Origin of the sequence: Moritella dasanensis ArB 0140, assembly GCF_000276805.1 — a bacterium.
In the GTDB taxonomy this organism is placed as follows: Bacteria; Pseudomonadota; Gammaproteobacteria; order Enterobacterales; family Moritellaceae; genus Moritella; species Moritella dasanensis.
In genome coordinates, this window is the sequence record NZ_AKXQ01000035.1 from 1 (window position 1) to 22,200 (window position 22,200).

Consider the following 22,200-nt stretch of genomic DNA (forward strand, 5'->3'; position numbering starts at 1 on the left):
CCAATTGGCTTCCATTTTTATTACTATTAACTTTAATTTCAGAACGCTCTATTTTTTATAGCTTGTCCCTTAACTAGGCTAACGTATATTATTCGCTGTCTTTAACTTGTAAACCGACGTTACCAGTCTTAACGATATCAATGATACCTTTCTTGAATAATTGACCTACAGCGCTTTTAAAGGTTTTCTTACTTACGCCAAATAAACGAGAGATTGTTTCAGGGTCAGTTTTATCTGTCACTGGCATGAAACCACCGTGTTTATTTAGTTCTGACAATAAAACTTGGCTGAAGTCAGACACTTTACCGTGACCAGGTTCGTTAAGCAGGATATCAATTTTGCCATCTTCACGCACTTTTTGAATATATGCTTTTTGCTTTTCGCCACGGTTTAATTTCTTAAACATTTCGTTCTTATAAACAACGCCCCAATGAGTATTGTTTACAATCACTTTGTAACCAAGTTCAGTTGGGTCAACTGGCGTAATTTCAACTTCTTCGTGTATTTTGTAACGAGCCGGCACATTATCTACGTGACGGTCTAGTTTAGTTGTTGCAGTGATTCGACCGTGGATACGATCTAAATAAATAGCAACAAGGTATTCACGTCCTACTTGTAATGGAGTGCGTTGTTCGCTGTAAGGAACTAACAAATCTTTGTCTAAACCCCAGTCGAGGAATGCACCAACATTGTTTACTTGTTTTACTTTCAGCATGACGAATTCGCCAACAGCACCCAGTACTTTTTGCGTTGTTGCAATGATACGGTCTTCTGAATCAAGGTAGATAAATACCTCAAGATCATCACCGATATCAATATCCATTGGTGAGTTTGTAAAAGGTAATAGTATTTCACCTAATACACCGCCGTCCAGGTAGAAGCCCGATCCAGTTTCTTTGATAATTTCTAAGGTATTTAACTTACCTAATTCTGCCATAGTTCTTTGCTCTGTCTTGAAATAATGAGGGTTATTATAGATCACCCAATAATGTGGGCAATGTACCACGAAGCGCGAAAAAAACCCAATATTTGCGGATGAATTAATATTAATTACTAGAAAGGTTAAATATATGCACTAATATTGCTTGATAATAATGCCTTCTGTTATACTTCGCGCACTTAATTGCGTTTTTTCTGAAGTCTAAATTCTCAAAACCTTTGCGCAATTCCCAATTCCCTTAATATTAGTATAAATTATCATGACACAACAAGACATTAAACTAACACGACTTAATAAATATATCAGTGACACAGGTTACTGCTCTCGCCGCGAGGCGGACCGCTTAATTGAGCAAGGTCGCGTAACTATCAATGGTGTTATTCCTGAAATGGGAACGAAAGTGTCAGATGATGATGTGGTCTCTGTAAATGGTAAGCCAGTAAAAGAAAAACAAAAGCGTATCTACATTGCCTTAAACAAGCCAGAAGGTATTACCTGTACAACTGAGCGTCACATTCAAGGTAACGTGATCGACTTTATTGATTACAGTACCCGTATTTTTCCAATTGGTCGTCTTGATAAACCATCTGAAGGTCTTATCTTCCTGACCAATGACGGTGATATAGTTAACAAAATTTTGCGTGCCGGTAATGCGCACGAAAAAGAATATACAGTCAAGGTTGATAGTACCGTGACAGATAAATTCTTAACGGATATGGCGCGCGGTGTACCCATCTTAGATACGATCACTAAACCGTGTAAAGTGACACGTGAAAGTCGTTTTGAATTTAAAATAATTTTAACGCAAGGTCTGAATCAACAGATCCGTCGTATGTGTGAACACTTTGGTTTTCAAGTTAAAGCACTTACACGTACACGTATTATGAACATCGATATGAAAGGGCTAAGTACAGGTCAGTGGCGTCTGCTTACTGATAAAGAAATGGCTGAGATAAACAGCATGGTTGAAAGTTCAAGTAGTACTGAAGAAGCTTCTGACTACGGCCAGGAAAAGCCTAAAACAAAAGGTCTGCATTCTAAACGTGGTGTGAATAGTGCCGCACGTCAAAAACGATTTGGTTATGGTGACTATGCTCCGACAGCGGGTCAAGTTTTGAATGAAGAATCAACGTCTGACTTTTGGAATCAAGGTGAAGCAAACGCTGATTTCGATGAGCAAGATGAACCGATTGGCGATTTCTGGGCTCAAAATGCAGTAAAGACTGCTGTTGATAGTCACCAAGATGAATCGACAGATGAGTCTACTGATGATGTTTGGAAACAAGCTAAAGCGACGACTTACTCTGATGAGCAGATTGCATCAAGAGCGCGTTTTAACAAGAAAGAAAAAGAAAAATCAAAAACTCGTTTTGCTGATATCGCAGAAAATGAAAAAGCAAAACAGGATTCGAGTAATACAAAGCCTGCTGCGCCGCGTGTGAAAGGCACTCTCTCGTTGAAAAAGAAGTAGTCAGATATAATGTCAGTTGATAATTACGCTCAGATAGACATTCCGTTTAATGCTCGCTACACCTGTTTATTTTGTGGTGAACCATCTAACGATGCTGTTAATATTCCATATTCTGTCGATGATATACCCTACGCGCCGCATGAGCCTTTATCTGTGCCTGCATGTAGCGAGTGTCTGGTAGTGGTTAAAAAAGCCCGTTGTCAGTCTATTTATCAATATCGCAATGCTGTAAAAGCAGCGTTAACACGGAAATATCAAAAAGCGTTAAGCATAGGTTCAAATTGGACTGAGCAAGAGCTTAAAGACTCCGAATTTGAAGGTGCTGCATTTGAAGGTTTCAAACGCAGTGCATGGATGATGTATACAATGGCAAAGGAAAGGGTTAACTACTCGGGCTGGCCGCTGTGTCTTGATGGTATCCCGCTTGAAGCTGATGATGAGGCTGGTGGATTTGCCTTTGATGGTACCGAGTTTGTCAGTATTGAACATGCTATTGAACATTACATCAAAACATTTCATCTCGACGCGATATTGTTGCCAGAGCTTGTTAAGTTATTAGGTAAAGATAAGTTTGGTTATTCGGTGCGTATTAGCCGTTTATACCTCAATATCACGGCTGCTGAACGTATTCAAATTATCGCTGATATCGTCGAGAACCAGGCCTAGATTTGTTACATGAACTAAAGCTGATATGAAAACGCCACGTGATGTTAAATTATCATCACGTGGCGTTTTCAGTTTTCGCTTCAATCAGGCAATTAACCAGTAAATTACTCAGTCAATTACTCAGTCAATGACTTAGATAGAGTGTAATCATTAGAAGATGAAATTAAGCATTAATGTATACAATTGTGCATCAAGATCATCAGGGAATCCGATTAGCTCACCATTATCACCACCGTTTGCATCTGTATATTTCCATTCTGCATTGAACGACACTGTCGTTGTCAAATCATAGCGAACACCCAATAACAGCGAGTTATTTTTTTGGTCATGATGTGATTCAGCATAAGTAATATAAGGTGTGAATTGGTCCATATTATACGCTAAGCTTGAATACCAATTGAAATGCATCGTATCGATGAGCATTTCGGTTGTTAACATCAATTGGTCCCATGACTTCTCAATACCTAAGGTATAAATATTAATACTATCCGCAGCATATGGTTGTAAAAATCCTTGATAATTTAACTCAACTGCATATTTGAAATGTGAATAATTAAACATAATACGGTAATCAAAACCACTTAGTTCACTGTATAAACCCACCGTTTTTTCAATATCAAAATCATATCTAACTGACTCTACAGCCACCTGCGCATCACTTTCAATACCGATGTAAGGTGTGAGTGTTAAATAACTCTCATCGTTTATTTCAATATCCCAGGTCGCAGAAAGTCCATCATAAGACGTTAGTCCTAAGATTGAGTTATAGACTTCTTGTGGAGGACGGGCAGAAGTATAAGCTTGTCCGACATAGTAATACTCTGAGCTGAGGAATAATGGCAGTCGCAATCGACCAATTTTAAAATTAAAATCGGCCACACTATAACCTATATAAGCCCATTCAAGCTCGGGTGACGACCAATTATCTTGAGGGCGTTTAACAACCTGAACTGACGCATTGAAGCTGTCGTTAAAACGGATATCACCTTGTAAACCAAATGTCGTATCACAATCGTAACAAGTGTCGTCGGTGATTTCATGATTTACATATAAGGGGGTCTCATTATCAGATTGGGTGATTGATGTAGAGCCAAATCCACTGATGGATATATCATCGGTCAGATTCAATTTCGCATTTACGCCGAACGTACTGATTGATAGTGTTGTTGCTATAAAGCAAATTTTGGATATGTTCATGCTTTATTCCTCCGGATCTAAAACGAATAAAACATTAACATTTTCTGGTAATGACTTGATGGTGGCGTAAGCAATACCATTAGGATTATCTTCTAACCAATCAATAATGGATGCAATGTCGTTGTTTGATATTGTTACGGGTAAGTTACCTTTGCCTGAAAATGCCAAACTGGCTCTGTAGCCGTTCATCTGAGATAGCGACTTTCCAAGAAGGTTTTGGTAAAAATTGGCTTTGTCGTGGTTCTCTTCCGTCAAATCGACAAGATCAATATGTTCCTTGTTGATTCGTTTTACTTTTCCTTTATAAATCATCCTTACTTTGCTTTTACTAAGCGCTGGAAAAGAATCATTTAATGAGAATACGGCGAAATTCCGCCCCTCATCCTCACCAATGTTTTCTTTCACTGAGGCTGAAAGTGGTGGTGAGAGCGAAATAATGAGTAGTCCAACGCAAAAACTGTGTAAGTTTAATCCTTTAAACATGTTTACCTGCTAATTTCGATTCTATTATCTATCATTTAAGTTAGTAACAATAAGAGTAAATAACAAATTAAATTTAACATGGAAGTCAAAAACTTATGCTAAATACGCTATCGATCAAAAAGCGGCTGATCATTTTATTATTATGCCCATTATTATTACTCACGTTGTTGATTGGCGATAGAGTCAGTGAGTCTGTGTCTACATTAACAGTACTTAATAAGTTGCAGTCTAGAATAGAGTTATTAACTGAATCTTTAGCGTTGAACTCCTTACTGCATACGTTAAGAGTGGCTAAGCTATCTGAGGATAGTACCAGTAAGCAAAGCAACCTTGATGCATTCTCAGTATCTGTCGCGAACTTGAAAAAATTAGCGCCACTTGCTTTGGAAGATGGCAGTAGTGCGATTGAGTTATTATCAGATTTAGAAGGTGTTGAAGAAGAGTTTACTTATATAAGTGCTGAAGATGTTAATGATTGGTCAAGTTGGATATCAGACTCTACAAGCCAGTTACTGCTTATACTAGAAAAAAATCACCTTGAATTTAATGATAAAGAAATAGAAAGCAATCTTGAAGTATTATATCAACTGCAATGGCTCTATTTTTGGGCTAATGAAGAAAACTGGTATATTAATCTTATCGTCAGAGGCATTGGCGACGATGCAAAAGTATTGTTACCGTCTATTGTCGAAAGACAACAACTTTTCATTGAACGCTTCATCGCGATAAGTGCTGATAATAGTCAGATTTCCCTTTTACAGAACACTTTTTCTGATCAGGCCTTTATCGATAGTTATGCTTTACGTAACTTGATCCAGAATGGACATTTTCAAGCGAATGCGAGTCATTATGATATATCTGCGTTAGATAAACGCTTAGCGCTTATTAGTCAGGTTGTTTCGAATGTGGGGGTCAACTTATCCGTTAAAATTAAAGCTAAAGTTGCAGAAGCCAAAATGCATGTTGTCGCTTTTTCTATTTTTATTACTGCGCTATTATTTTGTGCCGGTTATTTAGGCTGGAAGCTAATCGAACGCATTCTTGGCAACTTAAAGGTAATTATAACCACACTTACGCAGATTGAAGACAAGCATGATTATTCATTAAAACTTAAAATTGATGGTAATGATGAGTTTAGTGCGTTTGCAAAAATGCTGAATAGCCTTATTGAAGAGCGTTACATAAACGAAAAACAGATAATCCAAGCCAAGGAGTCTGCAGAACAAGCAAATGTCGCCAAAAGTTCATTTTTAGCGAATATGTCGCATGAGATCCGAACACCGCTAAATGGTGTGATAGGCATGTCTAACATCTTAGCAAATACCAAATTGACCCCAACTCAGCAAGATCACCTCGCGACGATTGAAAATTCATCACAAACATTACTTATTTTAATTAATGATATTTTGGATTTTTCTAAAATTGAATCCGGGCACCTTGCTATTACGCTTCATTGTTGCAATCTACGTGAAGTCATTTACGATACCGTTGCCATTGTTACTCCGAGTGCCGCCGCTAAACATCTCGATTTTATGGTTAACATTGCCCCCGAATTACCAAATGAATTATTACTCGATGAACACCGGTTACGTCAGGTATTAATGAACTTATTATCTAATGCCGTTAAATTCACCGAGAGCGGGCAAGTTAGCTTAACGCTGGGTTGTAAAGTACTTGAAAATTCACAAACTCAGTTGCGTTTCTCTGTTGCAGACACAGGTACTGGGATAGAAGAAGATAAACAACAGAAAATATTTGAACCCTTTACCCAAGAAGACGGTTCTATTACACGTCAATTCGGTGGGACAGGCTTAGGCTTAGCCATTAGCACACAGCTAGTTGAATTAATGGGCGGAAAAATCGGCATTGATTCTATTAAAGGGCAGGGCAGTGACTTTTACTTCACTATTGAAGCTGAATTTATTGCCGAAGAACGGGGTCAGAAAATAATACCTACCAATACCAAAGTGACTGTTATTGGAAATGAAATGGCTTTTTCTGACATTATACGTGCAGAGTTAGCGCGTAATCATATAACCGATATAACGACGTTGGCCTATACGCAAGATTTCGTCAACAGTCTAACGATAAATAACGCGGCTGAACACGATGTTAATCACTTGATTATGTACTGCCAAAACAGTATCAAGTTAACCTTAAAGGACATAGATTTTTTAAATAAACAGACTTTCGAATACAGCGTTGTGTTGGTGCAATCTCATGCTGATGATAAGTATGATTTTGATAATAGGATTGATGGTTTGGTTACTATGCCACTGCTTGGCAATCGGTTATTAAAAGCAATGAATTCTGCACTGGACAATACAGTTGAATCCCCATCGGGAATAGCGGGTCCTTTGACCGATGATTTGGCTTCAGAGCAAGCACTGCAAATTGAAAAAGATAAGGGGGCCACGGATGATTCGCTTATCTTGATTGTCGAAGACAACTTAATTAATCAAAAAGTGGCATCATTGCTGCTCAAACAGTGTGGGTATGATAGTCAGATTGCCAATAACGGCAAAGAGGCTGTTGAAATGGTATGTTCTGGTCAGCATCAATATAAAGCCATCTTGATGGATTGTATGATGCCGATAATGGATGGGTTTACGGCAACGGAACAAATCCGCTTGTGGGAGAAATCTTCTGCGTTGCCAGCAACACCTATTATAGCCTTAACCGCAAGTGTATTGGACGCGGACATTCAACGCTGCTTCGATGTCGGCATGAATGACTATGTCGCGAAGCCATTTAAAAAAGATGTACTGGTTGATAAAATTGAGCGGCTAGCAAGTGCCGCTTAATATGGTACTGGCGTTGTTATTTAGATTTCAAAGTATGGGATTGTTGAGTAATTAATAGCTTTAGCTCAGCAATATCCTGCTTCAGTTCCGTCATTTCGGTCTGTAATGCGGTATCACTTAGCGCTTGTTTTTGTATAGACTTGTCGCCACCATCAACAAACCATGAAGAGATGAATCCGGTAAACGTACCGAATAAACCCACACCGGCAGTCATTAGCAGCGCTGCAATGATACGTCCACCGGTTGTCACAGGGTAATGGTCGCCATAACCAACCGTTGTTATTGTCACGAATGACCACCAAAGTGCATCGATACCAGTGTTGATGTTACTACCTACTTGCTCCTGCTCTAATAATAAAATGCCGATAGCACCAAAGGTGACAAGGATAAATGAGATTGCAGATACGAGCGAGAAGGTGGCTTTAAAGCGATGTTCAAATATCATTTTAAAGATAATCTTTGATGACCGGATATGCTGGATCGATCTTAATACTCTCGCAATACGGATTATGCGAATAAATTGCAGCTGTTCGACCATCGGGATACTCGACAGCAAGTCAATCCAGCCCCACTTCATAAACTGCAGTTTATTCTCGGCTTGATAAAAGCGAATAACGAAGTCAGTGAAAAAGAATAAACAAATGGTATTGTCTACACTTGTTAATATTTCAGTGACATTACTTGAAAAAGTAAAGATGAGCTGAAGTAGAGACGAGACCACGACATGCAGAGATAAGATCAGCATGAAGATCTGAAAGGGATTTACATCACTATTACTTTTAACGTCAGTTTTGATTTTGGTTCGCACAAGTTAGCTGCCTTGGTTCATTGATTTCATTAATATAAACCTTAGTACACAGCATAACAAAATATTTTTATATTAATGACGTGAATATAGCTAAGTAAATAATAATGAGGTAAATAATAATTGCGACGTCAATAAGATTGGTGACAGTCTAAGGGGAGAGAGAATATATGTTTGTGATTATTTTTTATGTGCCGCAAGTTAACGCGGAAACGGTTAAGCAAGCGCTCTTTAACGCGGGAGCTGGGTCGATTGGTGATTATGATAGTTGTGCCTGGCAATGTTTAGGGACTGGCCAGTTTAAACCATTGCAGGGTAGTCAGCCACATATCGGCACGTTAGATGAGATGACGCTAGTCGATGAGTTTAGAGTTGAAATTGTTTGTAGTACAGAGAACCTAAGGGCAGCAATTAACGCGCTAAAATCTGCTCACCCTTATGAGGAACCTGCTTATCATATCCTGCAAACCGTTAATCTTGATGATTTTCCTTAGGATATAATTGTGCTTTGATAGCGCAGATTATTAATGGCTAACGCTAATGATGACGCATCTCATTGAATAACAGCCCTAGTGAGGTTCGCACTGTGTGTCTATCTATCCATTCACCACGTTAACCAAGTCTGAGATTGTTTTTGCACAAGTGACTGAAATCAAACTATCGGCTTCAGCTTCCGTGCCCATTTGCACTGTCGCACTCGGTTTCATTGCACTTTTTCGCGTAGTTTTACCAGAAAGGTGCAATTCGCTGACTTGAGTAAGACTAATAATTTTTGTTGCATTTTGAGGACTTACACCTGCACCGGGCATAATACTCATTCGGTTACCAGCTTGGGCAACTAAATCTTTAATTAAATCACAACCTTGCTCTGCTGTGGCCTGTTGTCCTGATGTTAAAATACGTTCACAACCCGCATCGATTAAAATTTCGAGTGCTTTTTTAGGATCATTACATAAATCAAATGCGCGGTGGAACGTAACGCCAATATCACGCGACGCTGACATTAACCGTTTTAATGCCACTTCATCAATATCACCCTCGGTGGTTAATGCCCCAATAACCACACCTTGGATCCCAAGTAACGTCATGAATTTGATGTCAGAAACCATGATATCCACTTCTTGTTCACTATATACAAAGTCACCTGCGCGAGGACGAATGATGGCATAAAGCGGGATAGTCGCTAAATCAAGAGATTTTTGAACAAAACCGGCATTGGCCGTTAACCCACCTAACGCTAATGCGGAACACAACTCAATTCTGTCTGCACCAGATTGTTGAGCGGTAAGAAGCGACTCTATATTATCGACACATACCTCTATCGTAATCGTCATATGTTTCTCTTTATCAAAAGTAATAAAGCTAGCATAGGTCGTTTTATTCAATTTGGAAGAGCAAAAGGCGACGAAGGTCACCTAGATCAATAATTGTGGAAAAATACAGCGATGCTGTGGTTAGAAAGACAATAGCTTTTGCTCAATTGCATCTATTGCGTTGTTATCTAAAGTTGTGTAGCTGTTCATAATAGGGTGTTTCACTAGAATAATTTCTTCAGCAGCGTTAGGTAGGTATGACTCATTTTTTAAATCCGTTTTTTTGTATTTAAAGGTGCCCGTCACTTCTTGCTGCGTACGAAGACGTATAAATACAGGCTGCGCATAATTTGGCAGCACAGAAGTAATGTGTTGATAGAATTCAGATGTTTAAAATCATTAAGTTGGCCTTCTACTTGTGTTGTCGCAACATTTTCACCCTTCCAACGGAATGTATCCCCTAATCTATCGACAAAGGCAATATGACGGAAACCTTGGTAATAGACCAAATCACCAGTATTAAAGAAGCAATCACCGTCTTTCAATACCGATTTAAATAGTTTTTTATCACTTTCTTTGTCATCGGTATAACCATCAAATGGTGAACGCTTGGTTACTTTCGTTAAAAGCAAACCTACCTCACCGGTTTTGACTTTGAGCATTTTCCCTTCGCCATTATAAACAGGTTCGTCATTGTCGATATCATATTCGACAACGGTAAAAGCAAGTGGGGTAAAACCGGCTGTATGAGGTAAATAAAGGCATTGGTGAATACAAGGTTACATTCACTTGCACCGTAGAATTCATTGATGTGTTCAATGCCAAATCGCTGCTGGAATTCATCCCAAATCTCAGGGCGTAAACCATTACCAATGATCTTTTTAAGGTTATGTTGTTTATCGTTATTTTTTTCGGGCACATTTAATAAATAACGACAAAGCTCGCCGATATAAGTGAACGCAGTGGCTTTATGTTCACGTATTTCATCCCAGAATCGACTTGAGCTGAACTTTTCAGAGAGTGCGAGTGTTGCAGCATTACCAAATACGGCACTTAATGACACCGTCAGCGCATTGTTATGGTACAAGGGCAGTGACAGGTATAATATATCATCAGCGGTTAAACGTAACGAAGCCATGCCCATGCCTGCCATTGATTTAAACCAGCGATGGTGGCTCATTCTTGCTGCTTTTGGTAACCCTGTTGTACCCGATGTGAAAATATAAAACGCAGAATGCTTAAGTTGAATCTTAGCCGTGGAGTCAGGGTTTAGTACTGAGTAATTCGATACCAACGTTGATATATCTCTAAATTCAAGCGCTGGTATTACTTTTTTTAATGCCGGTATATAAAAAATATTCTGTTGTAATGTAGCAGACATCTTCGTTTTGATGTTATCAATGGCAGATATATATATTTCATCTGCGATCAGCAATTTGGTATCGACAACCGCAAGGCTATGTTCGAGGATCGCGTTGCGTTGTGTCGTATTTATCATACAAGCAATCGCGCCCAGCTTTACCACCGCTAGGGCGACAATAATTGTTTCTGGGCGATTGTCGAGCATGATCGCTATTTTGTCATTTTTACAAATGCCGTATTCATCTAGGAAATGCGCATATTGATTGACTTGTTGATTCAGTCCTTCGTAGTTGTAGCGTTGATTTTTGAACTGTATCGCAATCAAATCAGAATTATTAACCGCTTGTTGCTCTAGTAATAAACCAATAGACATGAAACGTTCTGGATTTGCCTGTTGCAAGTTCCACAGCCCTTTAATTATTGGCTTTGGCGTCTTTAGTATATTGAGTGTACTTTTGAAAATTGTTTGCCGGTTATAACAGTCATAAGCTAATTCGTTTTGTTAAGTAATGGGTATATGACACCAGATAAATGGGTCACGCGTTTATTTGAATTTGTTAAGCTAAATGTGTTGTTTTTTGGTGATAATGCGACGTTCAAACAAACTTGAGTAGGTAAAAAAATAGCACTTTTAAATTGAACTTCCATACTAATGTGTTGAATGTCAATAACCGCTTCTAACTGTGCAAGCACATGTGCTTTGGCGAACATACCATGCATAATGGTTGACCTGAATCCCATTAATTTTGCAGGAATAGAGTGTAAATGGATTGGGTTTGTGTCTCCGGAGATATAGGCATATTTAAGTGCGTCGAGTCGATGGTATTCAAATGAAGAAACAGTCTGCATACTTTGCGCATCAAGCAGTACATTATTATCAGGGCGTAATACATTATTATCAGGACCGAGTACATTATTACCAGAGGAGGATTCGGCGGATTGTGAGTGCTTATTTGCTTTATTCTGTCTGGATTTCTGTAAGAACGTCGAAGTACAGGCCCACACTAATTGACCGTTCACAAAAATATCAATCTGTGTCTCGATGAAGCGACCTTTAACGGTGGTATTGTCATTACAAGCACTACATATGATGGTCAATATTGCATTTTTAAGGATTGGAGCATGTTGCGTTATGCTATTTTTATAATGGATGAGTCCCAGTATAGAAATAGGAAACAGTGCAGATGTCATTAGTCGCATCAACAGGGGAAAAGCAATAACAAACGGATACGTTACAGGTACATAATCTGAATTACTGAATCTACAAAATTTAATATAACGCTTTAAATTACGGCGTTCAATGGTCTGGCCACTGACGCAATATTGCTGGGTTAAAGCCTGTGTTGACCACGTATTCGTCATCGTTTTGATTAACGTGTTGAGCACTGCTTTAACGTATAAAGGCGTGATAAAAGGTTGTTTTCTTAAGTATGTTATCTGCTTAGCGCTCATGAAAAATATATCGTGCAATCGTATGTAGTAATTATGTTAAACTTTTGTAAGTGAAGTTGGATTGGCGAATGTGTAATCGGTTTATGGCAGTTCGGTCAAAAACTTCGGCTAAACTCGTTACTCAAACGTTTGATAATGTTAAAGTGATGTTCTGAATACAGATTTAAAGCTAAAAAGTGGAATAATTATGCAAGATGCGGGTGTGTTGTTACGCATTGCTTATGAGGCAATGAAAGAGTTGGATATAGATGTATCTGAAGTCCTCTCTCGTTGTAACATTAGTGAAGATGTATTGAATGATAAAGATTTGCGTACACCTAATGATGCGCAAGCACATTTCTGGCAGGTCCTTGAAAGTGTGACAAAAGATCCTGATATTGGCATTTCACTAGGTGACCACATGCCTGTATTTACAGGTCAGGTTTTACAGTATCTTTTTTTGAGTAGTCCTACATTCGGTACTGGCTGGGAACGTGCAACAAAATACTTCAGATTGATTAGCGATGCGGCAAGTGTTTCTATTCATATTGAAGGTGATGTTGCGAGGTTATCAGTTAATTTAGATGGGATGACGGAAGATGCTAATCGTCATTTGAATGATTGCTTAGTTATCGGCGCATTTAAATTTTGTCAGCATGTCACTGATGGTGAATTCAAAGCGATAAAAATAGCCTTTGCTCATCCTAGCCCTGCAAATTTAACGGCATATACCAACGTATTCCAGTGTCCACTTGAGTTCTCTGCCGCGGACAATTATATTTATTTTGATGCCGATTTACTGGACCGACCTTCATCACATGCTGAACCCGAATTGTTTACCTTACATGAGCAACTAGCAAGTCGTAAAATCGCCAAGCTAGAACTCAAAGATTTAGTCTTTAAAGTGCGAAAAATTATAGCGCAACAACTTGAGTCGGGAGTAGTGACATTAGAAAGTATTGCCACAGAACTGGATATGAAACCACGTATGTTACGTGCCAAATTGGCAGACATTGATTACAACTTTAATCAGATATTAGCTGATTTTCGTTGTGAGCTATCTAAAAAGCTGTTGGCGAATACGAATGAATCTATCGATCAAATTGTATACCTAACCGGTTTCTCAGAGCCAAGTACTTTTTATCGTGCGTTTAAACGTTGGGTCAAAATGACGCCAATTGAATATCGCCGTAGTAAGTCTGCGGGAAATGAGGCTAAAACTTAATAATCAGCCTCATCCCTTATCTAATGTTAAGCGCCAATGAGTGATTGACCACAAATTCGAATGGTATTACCGGTGATACCTGCCGCTTGTGGTTGAGCAAAAAAGGCAATCGCTTCAGCGACATCAACCGGTTTACCACCTTGTTTTAATGAATTCATTCGACGCCCAGCTTCACGCACGGTAAACGGAATTGCAGCCGTCATTTTAGTTTCAATAAAACCGGGTGCAACCGCATTAATGGTGATGTGTTTTTCGGCCAGTGGTTTTTGCATTGCATCAACATAACCAATGATAGCTGCTTTAGACGTCGCATAATTAGTTTGACCAAAGTTACCTGCAATACCACTCATCGAAGACACACAAATAATTCGCCCATAGTCATTCAGCAGGTTTTCGTTTAATAGCGTTTCATTGATCCTTTCCATTGCAGACACGTTAATGTCCATGAGTACGTCCCAGTGATTATCCGTCATACGCGCAAGGGTCTTATCTTTCGTAACCCCAGCATTATGGACAATGATATCAAGCGAGTGTTCACGTACAAAATCAGCAATGATAGCGGGAGCGTCATCAGCGGTAATATCTGCGACAATTGCATGGCCTTTTAAACGGTGTGCAATCTTCTCTAGATCTTGTTGCAATGGGGGAATGTCGAGACAAATAACATGTGCACCATCACGACTCAGTGTTTCAGCAATGGACGCGCCAATGCCACGGGATGCGCCGGTAACCAGTGCCGTTTTTCCTGCTAACGGTTTAGCAAGGTTAATTGAGCCCCGAATATCGCCAGGTTTTACATGAATAATTTGTGCTGAGATATAAGCTGATTTAGCCGATGCCATGAAGCGGAGCGGGGCTTGTAGCAAGGCTTCACAACCGGGTTGTACATAGATGAGTTGGCAGGTACTGCCATTTTTTCCTATTTCCTTGGCGACACTGCGGCAAAATCCTTCTAAAGAACGCTGTACTGTCGCATAACTCACATCGTCAAGATGTTCACTAGGGTGGCCTAAAACAATCACTCTACTGCACGCTGCTAACTGTTTAATCACGGGTTGAAAAAAACGGTGTAAAGCGCTCAATTGTTTACTGTTCTTAATACCAGAAGCGTCAAATATAATACCGTTGAATCGGTCTGATTTAGTAATTGTATTAAGACTGATTGGCGTTGCAACGAGTGAGGTCTTATTAAACTCAGCATTAAGGTCAGCAAGGTGCGATGTGCAATTAGGATAAGAAATCGTGAGTTCAGCATCGCTAAAGGTATCGAGAATAGGCTGAATTAACTTACTGTTGCTCGCTGCGCCGATGAGTAAATGGCCAGAAATAAGATCTGATCCTTGAGAGAAGCGTGTCAGTGTGACCGGTTGCGGAAGATTAAGTGCTTTAAATAAACCTGATGTCCACTTGCCATTGGCTAGTTTTGTATACGTATCCGTCATTTTTTTATCCTTGTTATAGTGAACAACATTAATATCGACGCTGAGCATGTGTTAAAAATTATCTGATGACTATGACTTATCTGCCATCACGTAATAATAAATAGACCAGTTCATTACATCGTTAATCGATATAGTATAACCAAATACCAAGTAAATTATAATGATAAGACTTTAATCTTAATCTTATCCTACTCTGATCAACAAATAACCAAGTTAGAGTTTTTATTTTAAACTTGTATCAACAATGTTACATTAATGTATCTTACGTCTAATGTGCTACGGGCATATTTATACCCAAGATACTTTCATTCGGTTTGCCCTACGGGAGGCGAACAGGAATAACAGCACAGCGTTACAATATATGAAAATGGAATAACCATTCTCTACATATTGCGCCTTGCTCTGATATCCCTGGTCGTCTCTGATATGGCATCTTGAAGTAACTTGGGTATTAGTCATCTAAATTAAAGGAATAAACCATGACAGGTCAAACAATAAGAAGAGTAGCAATTATCGGCGGTAACCGTATCCCGTTTGCACGTTCAAATACAGCGTATTCAAAACTAAGTAACCAAGACATGCTGACGGAAACTATCCGTGGTTTGGTGGTTAAATATAACCTACGTGGTGAGCAACTTGGTGAAGTTGTTGCAGGAGCGGTAATTAAGCACTCACGTGATTTCAATTTAACTCGTGAAGCTGTACTAAGCGCAGGTCTTGCTCCTGAAACACCTTGTTATGATATTCAGCAAGCTTGTGGTACTGGCCTTGCTGCGGCGATCCAAGTAGCAAACAAAATTGCCCTTGGTCAAATCGAAGCCGGTATTGCTGGTGGTTCTGATACAACATCTGATGCACCGATTGCAGTCAGTGAAGGCATGCGTAGTGTATTACTTGAGCTTAATCGAGCTAAAACGGGTAAGCAACGTTTGAAAGCGCTATCTCGTCTACGTCTTAAACACTTTGCGCCGCTAACGCCTGCAAATAAAGAACCGCGAACCAAAATGGCAATGGGCGATCACTGTCAAGTAACAGCGAAAGAGTGGAATATCTCACGTGAAGCACAAGATGCATTGGCCTGTGCAAGTCATCAAAAATTAGCTGCTGCATATGAAGAAGGTTTCTTCGATACGTTAGTATCACCTATGGCTGGTCTAACGAAAGATAACGTATTACGTGCAGATACGACTGTTGAGAAACTGGCTAAATTAAAACCTTGTTTTGATAAAGTTAACGGCACGATGACGGCGGGTAACAGTACCAATCTTACTGATGGCGCATCTGCGGTATTACTTGCAAGTGAAGAGTGGGCTGCGGCACATAATTTACCTGTACAAGCTTACTTAACATTTGGCGAAACGGCAGCTATCGACTTTGTTGATAAGAAAGAAGGTCTGTTAATGGCGCCAGCTTATGCTGTACCAAAAATGCTTAAGCGTGCAGGTCTTACTTTACAAGATTTCGATTATTATGAAATTCATGAAGCATTTGCTGCGCAAGTTTTATCGACATTAGCAGCTTGGGAAGATGAAAAATTCTGTAAAGAAAAACTAGGTCTAGATGCTGCGCTTGGTTCAATTGATATGACTAAGTTAAACGTGAAAGGCAGCAGCTTAGCAACGGGTCATCCATTTGCTGCGACTGGTGGTCGTGTTGTCGCTACATTAGCACAGCTACTTGACCAGAAAGGTTCAGGTCGTGGTTTGATCTCGATTTGTGCTGCTGGTGGTCAAGGTATCACGGCTATTCTAGAAAAATAAGCTATCAGCTTATAGCTAGGTAAACGAATATAAAAATAAACGCTAATACTGCAGAGTATTAGCGTTTTTTTATGTTCGTGTATAAATGTATGGAAGCACTTGATGATATCTATATTGTGGTTGATTTCAGTTGGTAGTAATGTATGGATAATAAAAAGCAGCACCGAAGTGCTGCTTGATTGTAGATAAACTTACCAAAATATGAAGGTTAGATTAATCTTCGTAAGCCTCGTTATGAACACCCGCTGCACGACCTGAAGGATCTGCATTGTTTTGGAAACTTGCATCCCATGCTAACGCTTCAACAGTTGAGCAGGCTACAGATTTACCAAACGGTACACAATTAGCCGCTGAGTCACCCGGGAAGTGATCTTCAAAGATTGCACGGTAGTAGTAACCTTCTTTGGTATCTGGTGTATTGATCGGGAATTTGAATGCCGCACTTGCTAGCATTTGATCTGATACCGCGTCTTCAACGTGGACTTTCAATTGATCAATCCAAGAATAGCCAACACCGTCAGAGAACTGCTCTTTTTGACGCCATACAATTTCTTCTGGTAATAAATCTTCAAACGCTTCACGAATGATGTTTTTCTCGATGCGATCGCCCGTGATCATCTTCAATTCAGGGTTTATACGCATTGCAGTATCGACAAACTCTTTATCTAGGAAAGGAACACGTGCTTCGATACCCCAAGCAGCCATAGATTTGTTTGCGCGTAGGCAGTCAAACATATGCAGTTTAGATACTTTACGAACCGTTTCTTCATGGAACTCTTTCGCATTAGGCGCTTTGTGGAAGTACAAGTAACCACCAAACAACTCATCAGCACCTTCACCAGAAAGTACCATTTTGATGCCCATCGCTTTAATTTTACGCGCCATCAAATACATAGGTGTTGACGCACGAATAGTCGTTACATCGTATGTTTCAATATGGTAGATAACATCACGTAATGCATCGATACCGTCTTGTACTGTAAATTCAATCGAGTGATGGATAGTACCCAAATGGTCTGCCACTTTTTGTGCAGCAGCTAAATCTGGAGAACCGTTCAAACCTACCGAGAAAGAGTGTAGTTGTGGCCACCAAGCTTCAGATTTACCACCGTCTTCAATACGACGTTTTGCATAAAGTTGAGTCACCGCTGAAATGACAGATGAATCTAAACCACCAGATAATAATACGCCATAAGGCACATCACACATTAGCTGACGTTTAATGGCTTCTTCTAAGCCTTTTTTCACTACTTCTTTACTACCGCCGTTTTGTGCAACAGCATCAAACTCTTTCCAATCACGTTGGTAATACGGTGTCACTTTACCATCTTTACTCCACAGGTAATGGCCTGCAGGGAATTCTTCGATTTGCGTACAAACAGGTACTAATGCTTTCATTTCTGATGCCACGTAGAAGTTACCGTGTACGTCATAGCCAGTATACAGTGGAATAATACCAAGATGATCGCGACCAATCAGGTAAGCATCCTCTTTTTCGTCATATAATGCGAAAGCAAAGATACCATTTAGATCGTCTAAGAACTGTGTGCCTTTCTCTTTATATAGCGCAAGGATAATTTCACAATCCGATTCTGTTTGAAATTCAAAATCTACATTTAATGTTTTCTTCAAATCTTTATGGTTATAAATTTCACCATTAACCGCAAGTACGTGCGTCTTTTCTTCATTGTATAACGGTTGTGCACCATTATTCACATCAACAATTGCAAGGCGTTCATGAACTAAAATAGCATTATCATTCGTATAGATACCTGACCAATCTGGGCCACGGTGACGTAACAATTTTGATAGCTCTAATGCTTTTTCACGAAGAGGTTTGATGTCTGACTTGATGTCTAAAATTCCGAATATTGAGCACATAACTAATTCCTTCTATGCTGCGTTTGCAGCTAACTTTCTAAATAGTGTGTCTAATTTGCCACATTGTAATTTTAATGCAATTAAAATTGATAAAACTTTTATAAAAGTTCGCTTTCAATGTGGAATCGATAATTAACGTGTGTTTAAAATAACAATTCGATAATTTGATGCGCGGGAATAGACTAATGTAAAACTTAATGAGTAAAGTAAGCATGATTGAATCCATTCAACGCAATGTGGTATTAAGTAAATAACGCTAATGCCTTAATAATCCACATAAGTTAAATTTATCACGATAAACAGCTTTAGCTCAATGGCAATTAAGGATAAGTGTAAAATATATTTAAAATTAATGGTTTAATTGGCTATTTACCCAATAGTTCAGGATGAGCTGGGCAATTAAGATCATAGACATTGCTCAATAATTTATGAAAAGTGTTCAAATAACAGGGTAAATATAAAAAATAGTTGGATTCGCAAGCATAACTGCATAAACTAATCAGCATGTTGTCTGTAATATCTTTGTAATTTAAACAGGTTTGATAAAATTTTATGTCTGATAAATATAAACCGTACGACCTTTCTTTCAAAAAAATGTTTTTACTCCCCAAGTTTTGGCCTGTGTGGTTCGGCGTGTTTGCAATATACTTATTAGCTTTTATGCCAGTGAAGCCACGCGATAAGTTTGCTCGATTTATAGCGAAAAAATTATTTAGTCTAAAAATGATGGCAAAGCGTAAGAAGGTAGCAAAGATCAATTTATCTATGTGTTTTCCTGAGATGGATGATGCAGAGCAAGATCGTATTATCATGGTCAACCTAGTTACTTTTTGTCAAACGATCTTAAGTTATGCAGAGCCAAGCGCTCGTAGTCGTACCTATAATCGTAATCGTATGATAGTACATGGTGGCGAGAATTTATTCCCATTACTTGAACAAGGTAAAGCTTGTATCTTATTAGTGCCGCATAGTTTCGCTATTGATTTTGCAGGCTTACATATTGCTTCTTATGGCGCGCCATTTTGTACTATGTTTAATAGTTCCGATAATGAGTTGTTCGATTGGCTGATGACACGCCAGCGCGCTATGTTTGGTGGTACTGTTTATCACCGCAGGGCAGGGCTCGGTGCTTTAGTCAAATCACTTAAAAGTGGTGAAAGTTGTTATTACCTGCCAGATGAAGACCATGGACCAAAACGCAGTGTGTTTGCGCCATTATTTGCCACCCAAAAAGCGACGTTACCAGTCATGGGTAAATTAGCGCAAAAAACAGATGCGGCTGTTGTACCTGTATACGCAGCTTATAATGAAACACTGGGTAAATTTGAAACCTTTATTCGACCTGCAATGCAAAATTTCCCATCTGAAAGCCCAGAACAAGATGCGGTGATGATGAATAAAGAGATTGAAGCACTGATCGAATGTGGCGTTGATCAATACATGTGGACGCTAAGATTGTTAAGAACACGTCCCGATGGTAAAAAAATCTACTAAATTATTTTAATAAACACCATAATCATCGCTAGATATGGTGTTTATTACCTTCTAATACCCCCTAAAGTAATAACAAAAGCATGCATTCTTGTAACATCTATCGATGATTTAGGCTTTCCTTGTTCTGTTTTTAGTCTAAATAGACAAACAAACTTGATCTAGGTACAGATTCTGTCTTTCTTTGTGTCACGCTCTCTATTTATTTCAACCGATACTTGTTACAATTAGTTTCATATGAAAGCTATATCGCTTCAGTAAAAGCTATGGCGTTTCAATTAATAAATTATTTATAGTCGCATTCTCAGTTATAAGTATAACTATCTCATCTAGACTATAACTAACAACAAGAATTAAGTAACAACACAAATTTTACAAGAATATAAAATATCCCAACGGAGCTATAAGAATGAAAAAGACTAAAATTGTTTGTACAATTGGTCCAAAAACTGAATCAGTAGAGAAACTTACAGAGCTTGTTAATGCAGGCATGAACGTTATGCGTTTAAACTTCTCTCATGGTAACTTTGCTGAACACTCGGTTCGTATTCAAAACATCCGTAAAGTAACTGAAAACCTAAATAAAAAAATCGCAGTATTACTGGATACTAAAGGTCCAGAAATCCGTACGATTAAATTAGAAAATGGTAACGATGTAACATTAACTGTCGGTCAGTCATTCACATTTACAACTGACATTAACGTTGTCGGTAATAAAGATTGTGTTGCTGTTACGTATGCTGGTTTTGCTAAAGACCTTAATCCTGGCGCAATCATTCTTGTTGATGATGGCCTGATTGAAATGAAAGTTGTGGAAACGACAGACACTGAAGTTAAGTGTACTGTGTTAAACACCGGTGAACTAGGTGAAAACAAAGGCGTTAACTTACCAAACATCAGTGTAGGCCTACCTGCATTATCTGAAAAAGATAAAGCTGACCTTGCGTTTGGTTGTGAACAAGAAGTTGATTTCGTTGCTGCATCATTTATTCGTAAAGCTGACGATGTAAGAGAAATCCGTGAAGTATTATTTAATCACGGCGGCGAAAACATTCAGATTATCTCTAAAATTGAAAACCAAGAAGGTGTTGATAACTTCGACGAAATCTTGGCTGAATCTGACGGTATTATGGTTGCTCGTGGCGATCTAGGCGTTGAGATCCCAGTTGAAGAAGTGATCATGGCTCAGAAAATGATGATCAAAAAATGTAATAAAGCAGGTAAAGTTGTTATTACTGCAACACAAATGCTTGATTCAATGATCAGTAACCCACGTCCAACACGCGCTGAAGCTGGCGACGTTGCGAACGCTGTACTTGATGGTACAGATGCGGTTATGTTATCTGGCGAAACAGCTAAAGGTAAATACCCAGTTGAAGCTGTATCTATTATGGCTAATATCTGTGAACGTACTGATAACTCAATGACATCTGACTTAGGTGCTAACATTGTTGCTAAAAGCATGCGTATTACAGAAGCTGTGTGTAAAGGTGCAGTAGAAACAACTGAGAAGTTGTGTGCACCCCTGATTGTTGTTGCTACTCGTGGTGGTAAATCTGCTAAGTCAGTACGTAAGTACTTCCCGAAAGCAAATATCTTAGCGATTACAACTAACGAAAAAACAGCACAACAATTATGCCTTACTAAAGGCGTAAGCAGCTGTATCGTTGAACAGATTGATAGCACTGATGAGTTCTACCGTAAAGGTAAAGAACTTGCGCTAGCAACTGGTTTAGCGAAAGAAGGCGATATCGTGGTAATGGTTTCAGGTGCGCTTGTACCATCTGGCACAACGAATACGGCATCAGTTCACCAACTTTAAGTTGCTAGATTGATATTATAAAAAAGAGAGCGTATGCTCTCTTTTTTTATATCTCGATTTTATGAACAGTTTATAAAAATGTCAGGTAGAGTTAATATAAATTCAGT

Annotated in this window: 18 protein-coding genes; 8 read left to right on the top strand and 10 right to left on the bottom strand. The window is 39.0% G+C overall.

Features of this window, described 5'->3' with window-relative positions; all coding sequences use genetic code 11:
• Positions 1-88 precede the first annotated feature (88 nt).
• Positions 89-937 carry a CvfB family protein gene (locus A923_RS0120325; RefSeq protein WP_017223534.1) on the bottom strand — a complete coding sequence of 283 codons (849 nt, stop codon included), beginning with the start codon at positions 935-937 and terminating at the stop codon, positions 89-91.
• A gap of 262 nt (positions 938-1,199) precedes the next feature.
• Here A923_RS0120325 and rluF point away from each other — a divergent pair, with 262 nt between their 5' ends.
• Positions 1,200-2,411, top strand: coding sequence for a 23S rRNA pseudouridine(2604) synthase RluF (gene rluF, locus A923_RS0120330; protein ID WP_017223535.1), 1,212 nt, complete (start codon positions 1,200-1,202; stop codon positions 2,409-2,411).
• A gap of 9 nt (positions 2,412-2,420) precedes the next feature.
• Positions 2,421-3,077, top strand: coding sequence for a hypothetical protein (locus A923_RS0120335; RefSeq protein ID WP_017223536.1), 657 nt, complete (start codon positions 2,421-2,423; stop codon positions 3,075-3,077).
• A gap of 150 nt (positions 3,078-3,227) precedes the next feature.
• Here the strand turns inward: A923_RS0120335 and A923_RS0120340 are convergent, their stop codons facing one another.
• Together A923_RS0120340 and A923_RS0120345 are read right to left on the bottom strand one after the other, a co-directional pair.
• Positions 3,228-4,274 carry a hypothetical protein gene (locus A923_RS0120340; protein ID WP_017223537.1) on the bottom strand — a complete coding sequence of 349 codons (1,047 nt, stop codon included), beginning with the start codon at positions 4,272-4,274 and terminating at the stop codon, positions 3,228-3,230.
• Positions 4,275-4,277: 3 nt separating this feature from the next.
• On the bottom strand, positions 4,278-4,757 hold the full coding sequence (locus tag A923_RS0120345) for a hypothetical protein (protein ID WP_017223538.1): 480 nt from the start codon (positions 4,755-4,757) through the stop codon (positions 4,278-4,280).
• A 95-nt stretch (positions 4,758-4,852) separates the two neighbouring features.
• On the opposite strand from A923_RS0120345, the gene A923_RS0120350 reads away from it, so the two are divergent.
• Positions 4,853-7,561, top strand: coding sequence for a hybrid sensor histidine kinase/response regulator (locus tag A923_RS0120350; protein ID WP_017223539.1), 2,709 nt, complete (start codon positions 4,853-4,855; stop codon positions 7,559-7,561).
• Positions 7,562-7,577: 16 nt separating this feature from the next.
• Here the strand turns inward: A923_RS0120350 and A923_RS0120355 are convergent, their stop codons facing one another.
• A complete protein-coding gene (locus A923_RS0120355) occupies positions 7,578-8,369 on the bottom strand; it encodes an ion transporter (RefSeq protein WP_017223540.1) in 792 nt (263 codons plus the stop codon).
• Positions 8,370-8,536: 167 nt separating this feature from the next.
• On the opposite strand from A923_RS0120355, the gene A923_RS0120360 reads away from it, so the two are divergent.
• Entirely contained in the window at positions 8,537-8,860 is a 324-nt protein-coding gene (locus A923_RS0120360) for a YqfO family protein (protein ID WP_017223541.1), read from the top strand.
• 102 nt (positions 8,861-8,962) lie between these two features.
• Here A923_RS0120360 and A923_RS0120365 read toward each other — a convergent pair whose 3' ends face one another.
• The 4 genes from A923_RS0120365 to A923_RS0120375 all read right to left on the bottom strand — a co-directional run bounded on the left by A923_RS0120365 (position 8,963) and on the right by A923_RS0120375 (position 12,427).
• Positions 8,963-9,700, bottom strand: coding sequence for a copper homeostasis protein CutC (locus tag A923_RS0120365; RefSeq protein ID WP_017223542.1), 738 nt, complete (start codon positions 9,698-9,700; stop codon positions 8,963-8,965).
• Between the two features lie 281 nt (positions 9,701-9,981).
• On the bottom strand, positions 9,982-10,341 hold the full coding sequence (locus A923_RS23290) for a hypothetical protein (protein WP_237716256.1): 360 nt from the start codon (positions 10,339-10,341) through the stop codon (positions 9,982-9,984).
• Positions 10,314-11,441, bottom strand: coding sequence for an AMP-binding protein (locus tag A923_RS22575; protein WP_237716258.1), 1,128 nt, complete (start codon positions 11,439-11,441; stop codon positions 10,314-10,316). The genes A923_RS23290 and A923_RS22575 overlap by 28 nt, the downstream gene beginning before the upstream one ends.
• An 89-nt stretch (positions 11,442-11,530) precedes the next feature.
• Positions 11,531-12,427: a MaoC/PaaZ C-terminal domain-containing protein gene (locus A923_RS0120375; protein WP_237716260.1), complete on the bottom strand. Its 897-nt coding sequence runs from the start codon at positions 12,425-12,427 to the stop codon at positions 11,531-11,533.
• A gap of 253 nt (positions 12,428-12,680) precedes the next feature.
• Between A923_RS0120375 and A923_RS0120380 the strand changes: the two genes are divergently transcribed.
• Positions 12,681-13,697, top strand: coding sequence for an AraC family transcriptional regulator (locus A923_RS0120380; RefSeq protein ID WP_017223544.1), 1,017 nt, complete (start codon positions 12,681-12,683; stop codon positions 13,695-13,697).
• Between the two features lie 26 nt (positions 13,698-13,723).
• Here the strand turns inward: A923_RS0120380 and A923_RS0120385 are convergent, their stop codons facing one another.
• Positions 13,724-15,139 carry a 3-oxoacyl-ACP reductase gene (locus A923_RS0120385; protein WP_017223545.1) on the bottom strand — a complete coding sequence of 472 codons (1,416 nt, stop codon included), beginning with the start codon at positions 15,137-15,139 and terminating at the stop codon, positions 13,724-13,726.
• Positions 15,140-15,618: 479 nt separating this feature from the next.
• Between A923_RS0120385 and A923_RS0120390 the strand changes: the two genes are divergently transcribed.
• Positions 15,619-16,899 carry an acetyl-CoA C-acetyltransferase gene (locus A923_RS0120390; protein ID WP_017223546.1) on the top strand — a complete coding sequence of 427 codons (1,281 nt, stop codon included), beginning with the start codon at positions 15,619-15,621 and terminating at the stop codon, positions 16,897-16,899.
• Between the two features lie 213 nt (positions 16,900-17,112).
• On the opposite strand, the gene asnB is transcribed toward A923_RS0120390, so the two are convergent.
• Positions 17,113-18,780, bottom strand: a complete 1,668-nt coding sequence (gene asnB, locus A923_RS0120395; protein ID WP_017223547.1) for an asparagine synthase B — start codon at positions 18,778-18,780, stop codon at positions 17,113-17,115.
• Between the two features lie 552 nt (positions 18,781-19,332).
• Here asnB and lpxM point away from each other — a divergent pair.
• Both lpxM and pykF read left to right on the top strand, forming a co-directional pair.
• Positions 19,333-20,274 carry a lauroyl-Kdo(2)-lipid IV(A) myristoyltransferase gene (lpxM, locus tag A923_RS0120400; RefSeq protein WP_017223548.1) on the top strand — a complete coding sequence of 314 codons (942 nt, stop codon included), beginning with the start codon at positions 19,333-19,335 and terminating at the stop codon, positions 20,272-20,274.
• Between the two features lie 406 nt (positions 20,275-20,680).
• Positions 20,681-22,093 carry a pyruvate kinase PykF gene (gene pykF / locus A923_RS0120405; RefSeq protein WP_017223549.1) on the top strand — a complete coding sequence of 471 codons (1,413 nt, stop codon included), beginning with the start codon at positions 20,681-20,683 and terminating at the stop codon, positions 22,091-22,093.
• Positions 22,094-22,200 lie beyond the last annotated feature (107 nt).

What these genes read in the sequence shown, in the direction of transcription:
- A923_RS0120365 (WP_017223542.1), bottom strand. Translation starts at nt 9,700, where the DNA reads ATGACGATTACGATAGAGGTATGTGTCGATAATATAGAGTCGCTTCTT.
- asnB (WP_017223547.1), bottom strand. Translation starts at nt 18,780, where the DNA reads ATGTGCTCAATATTCGGAATTTTAGACATCAAGTCAGACATCAAACCT.
- lpxM (WP_017223548.1), top strand. Translation starts at nt 19,333, where the DNA reads ATGTCTGATAAATATAAACCGTACGACCTTTCTTTCAAAAAAATGTTT.
- A923_RS0120390 (WP_017223546.1), top strand. Translation starts at nt 15,619, where the DNA reads ATGACAGGTCAAACAATAAGAAGAGTAGCAATTATCGGCGGTAACCGT.
- A923_RS0120350 (WP_017223539.1), top strand. Translation starts at nt 4,853, where the DNA reads ATGCTAAATACGCTATCGATCAAAAAGCGGCTGATCATTTTATTATTA.
- A923_RS0120340 (WP_017223537.1), bottom strand. Translation starts at nt 4,274, where the DNA reads ATGAACATATCCAAAATTTGCTTTATAGCAACAACACTATCAATCAGT.
- A923_RS23290 (WP_237716256.1), bottom strand. Translation starts at nt 10,341, where the DNA reads ATGCTCAAAGTCAAAACCGGTGAGGTAGGTTTGCTTTTAACGAAAGTA.
- A923_RS0120335 (WP_017223536.1), top strand. Translation starts at nt 2,421, where the DNA reads ATGTCAGTTGATAATTACGCTCAGATAGACATTCCGTTTAATGCTCGC.
- pykF (WP_017223549.1), top strand. Translation starts at nt 20,681, where the DNA reads ATGAAAAAGACTAAAATTGTTTGTACAATTGGTCCAAAAACTGAATCA.
- rluF (WP_017223535.1), top strand. Translation starts at nt 1,200, where the DNA reads ATGACACAACAAGACATTAAACTAACACGACTTAATAAATATATCAGT.
- A923_RS0120380 (WP_017223544.1), top strand. Translation starts at nt 12,681, where the DNA reads ATGCAAGATGCGGGTGTGTTGTTACGCATTGCTTATGAGGCAATGAAA.
- A923_RS0120325 (WP_017223534.1), bottom strand. Translation starts at nt 937, where the DNA reads ATGGCAGAATTAGGTAAGTTAAATACCTTAGAAATTATCAAAGAAACT.
- A923_RS0120345 (WP_017223538.1), bottom strand. Translation starts at nt 4,757, where the DNA reads ATGTTTAAAGGATTAAACTTACACAGTTTTTGCGTTGGACTACTCATT.
- A923_RS0120360 (WP_017223541.1), top strand. Translation starts at nt 8,537, where the DNA reads ATGTTTGTGATTATTTTTTATGTGCCGCAAGTTAACGCGGAAACGGTT.
- A923_RS0120385 (WP_017223545.1), bottom strand. Translation starts at nt 15,139, where the DNA reads ATGACGGATACGTATACAAAACTAGCCAATGGCAAGTGGACATCAGGT.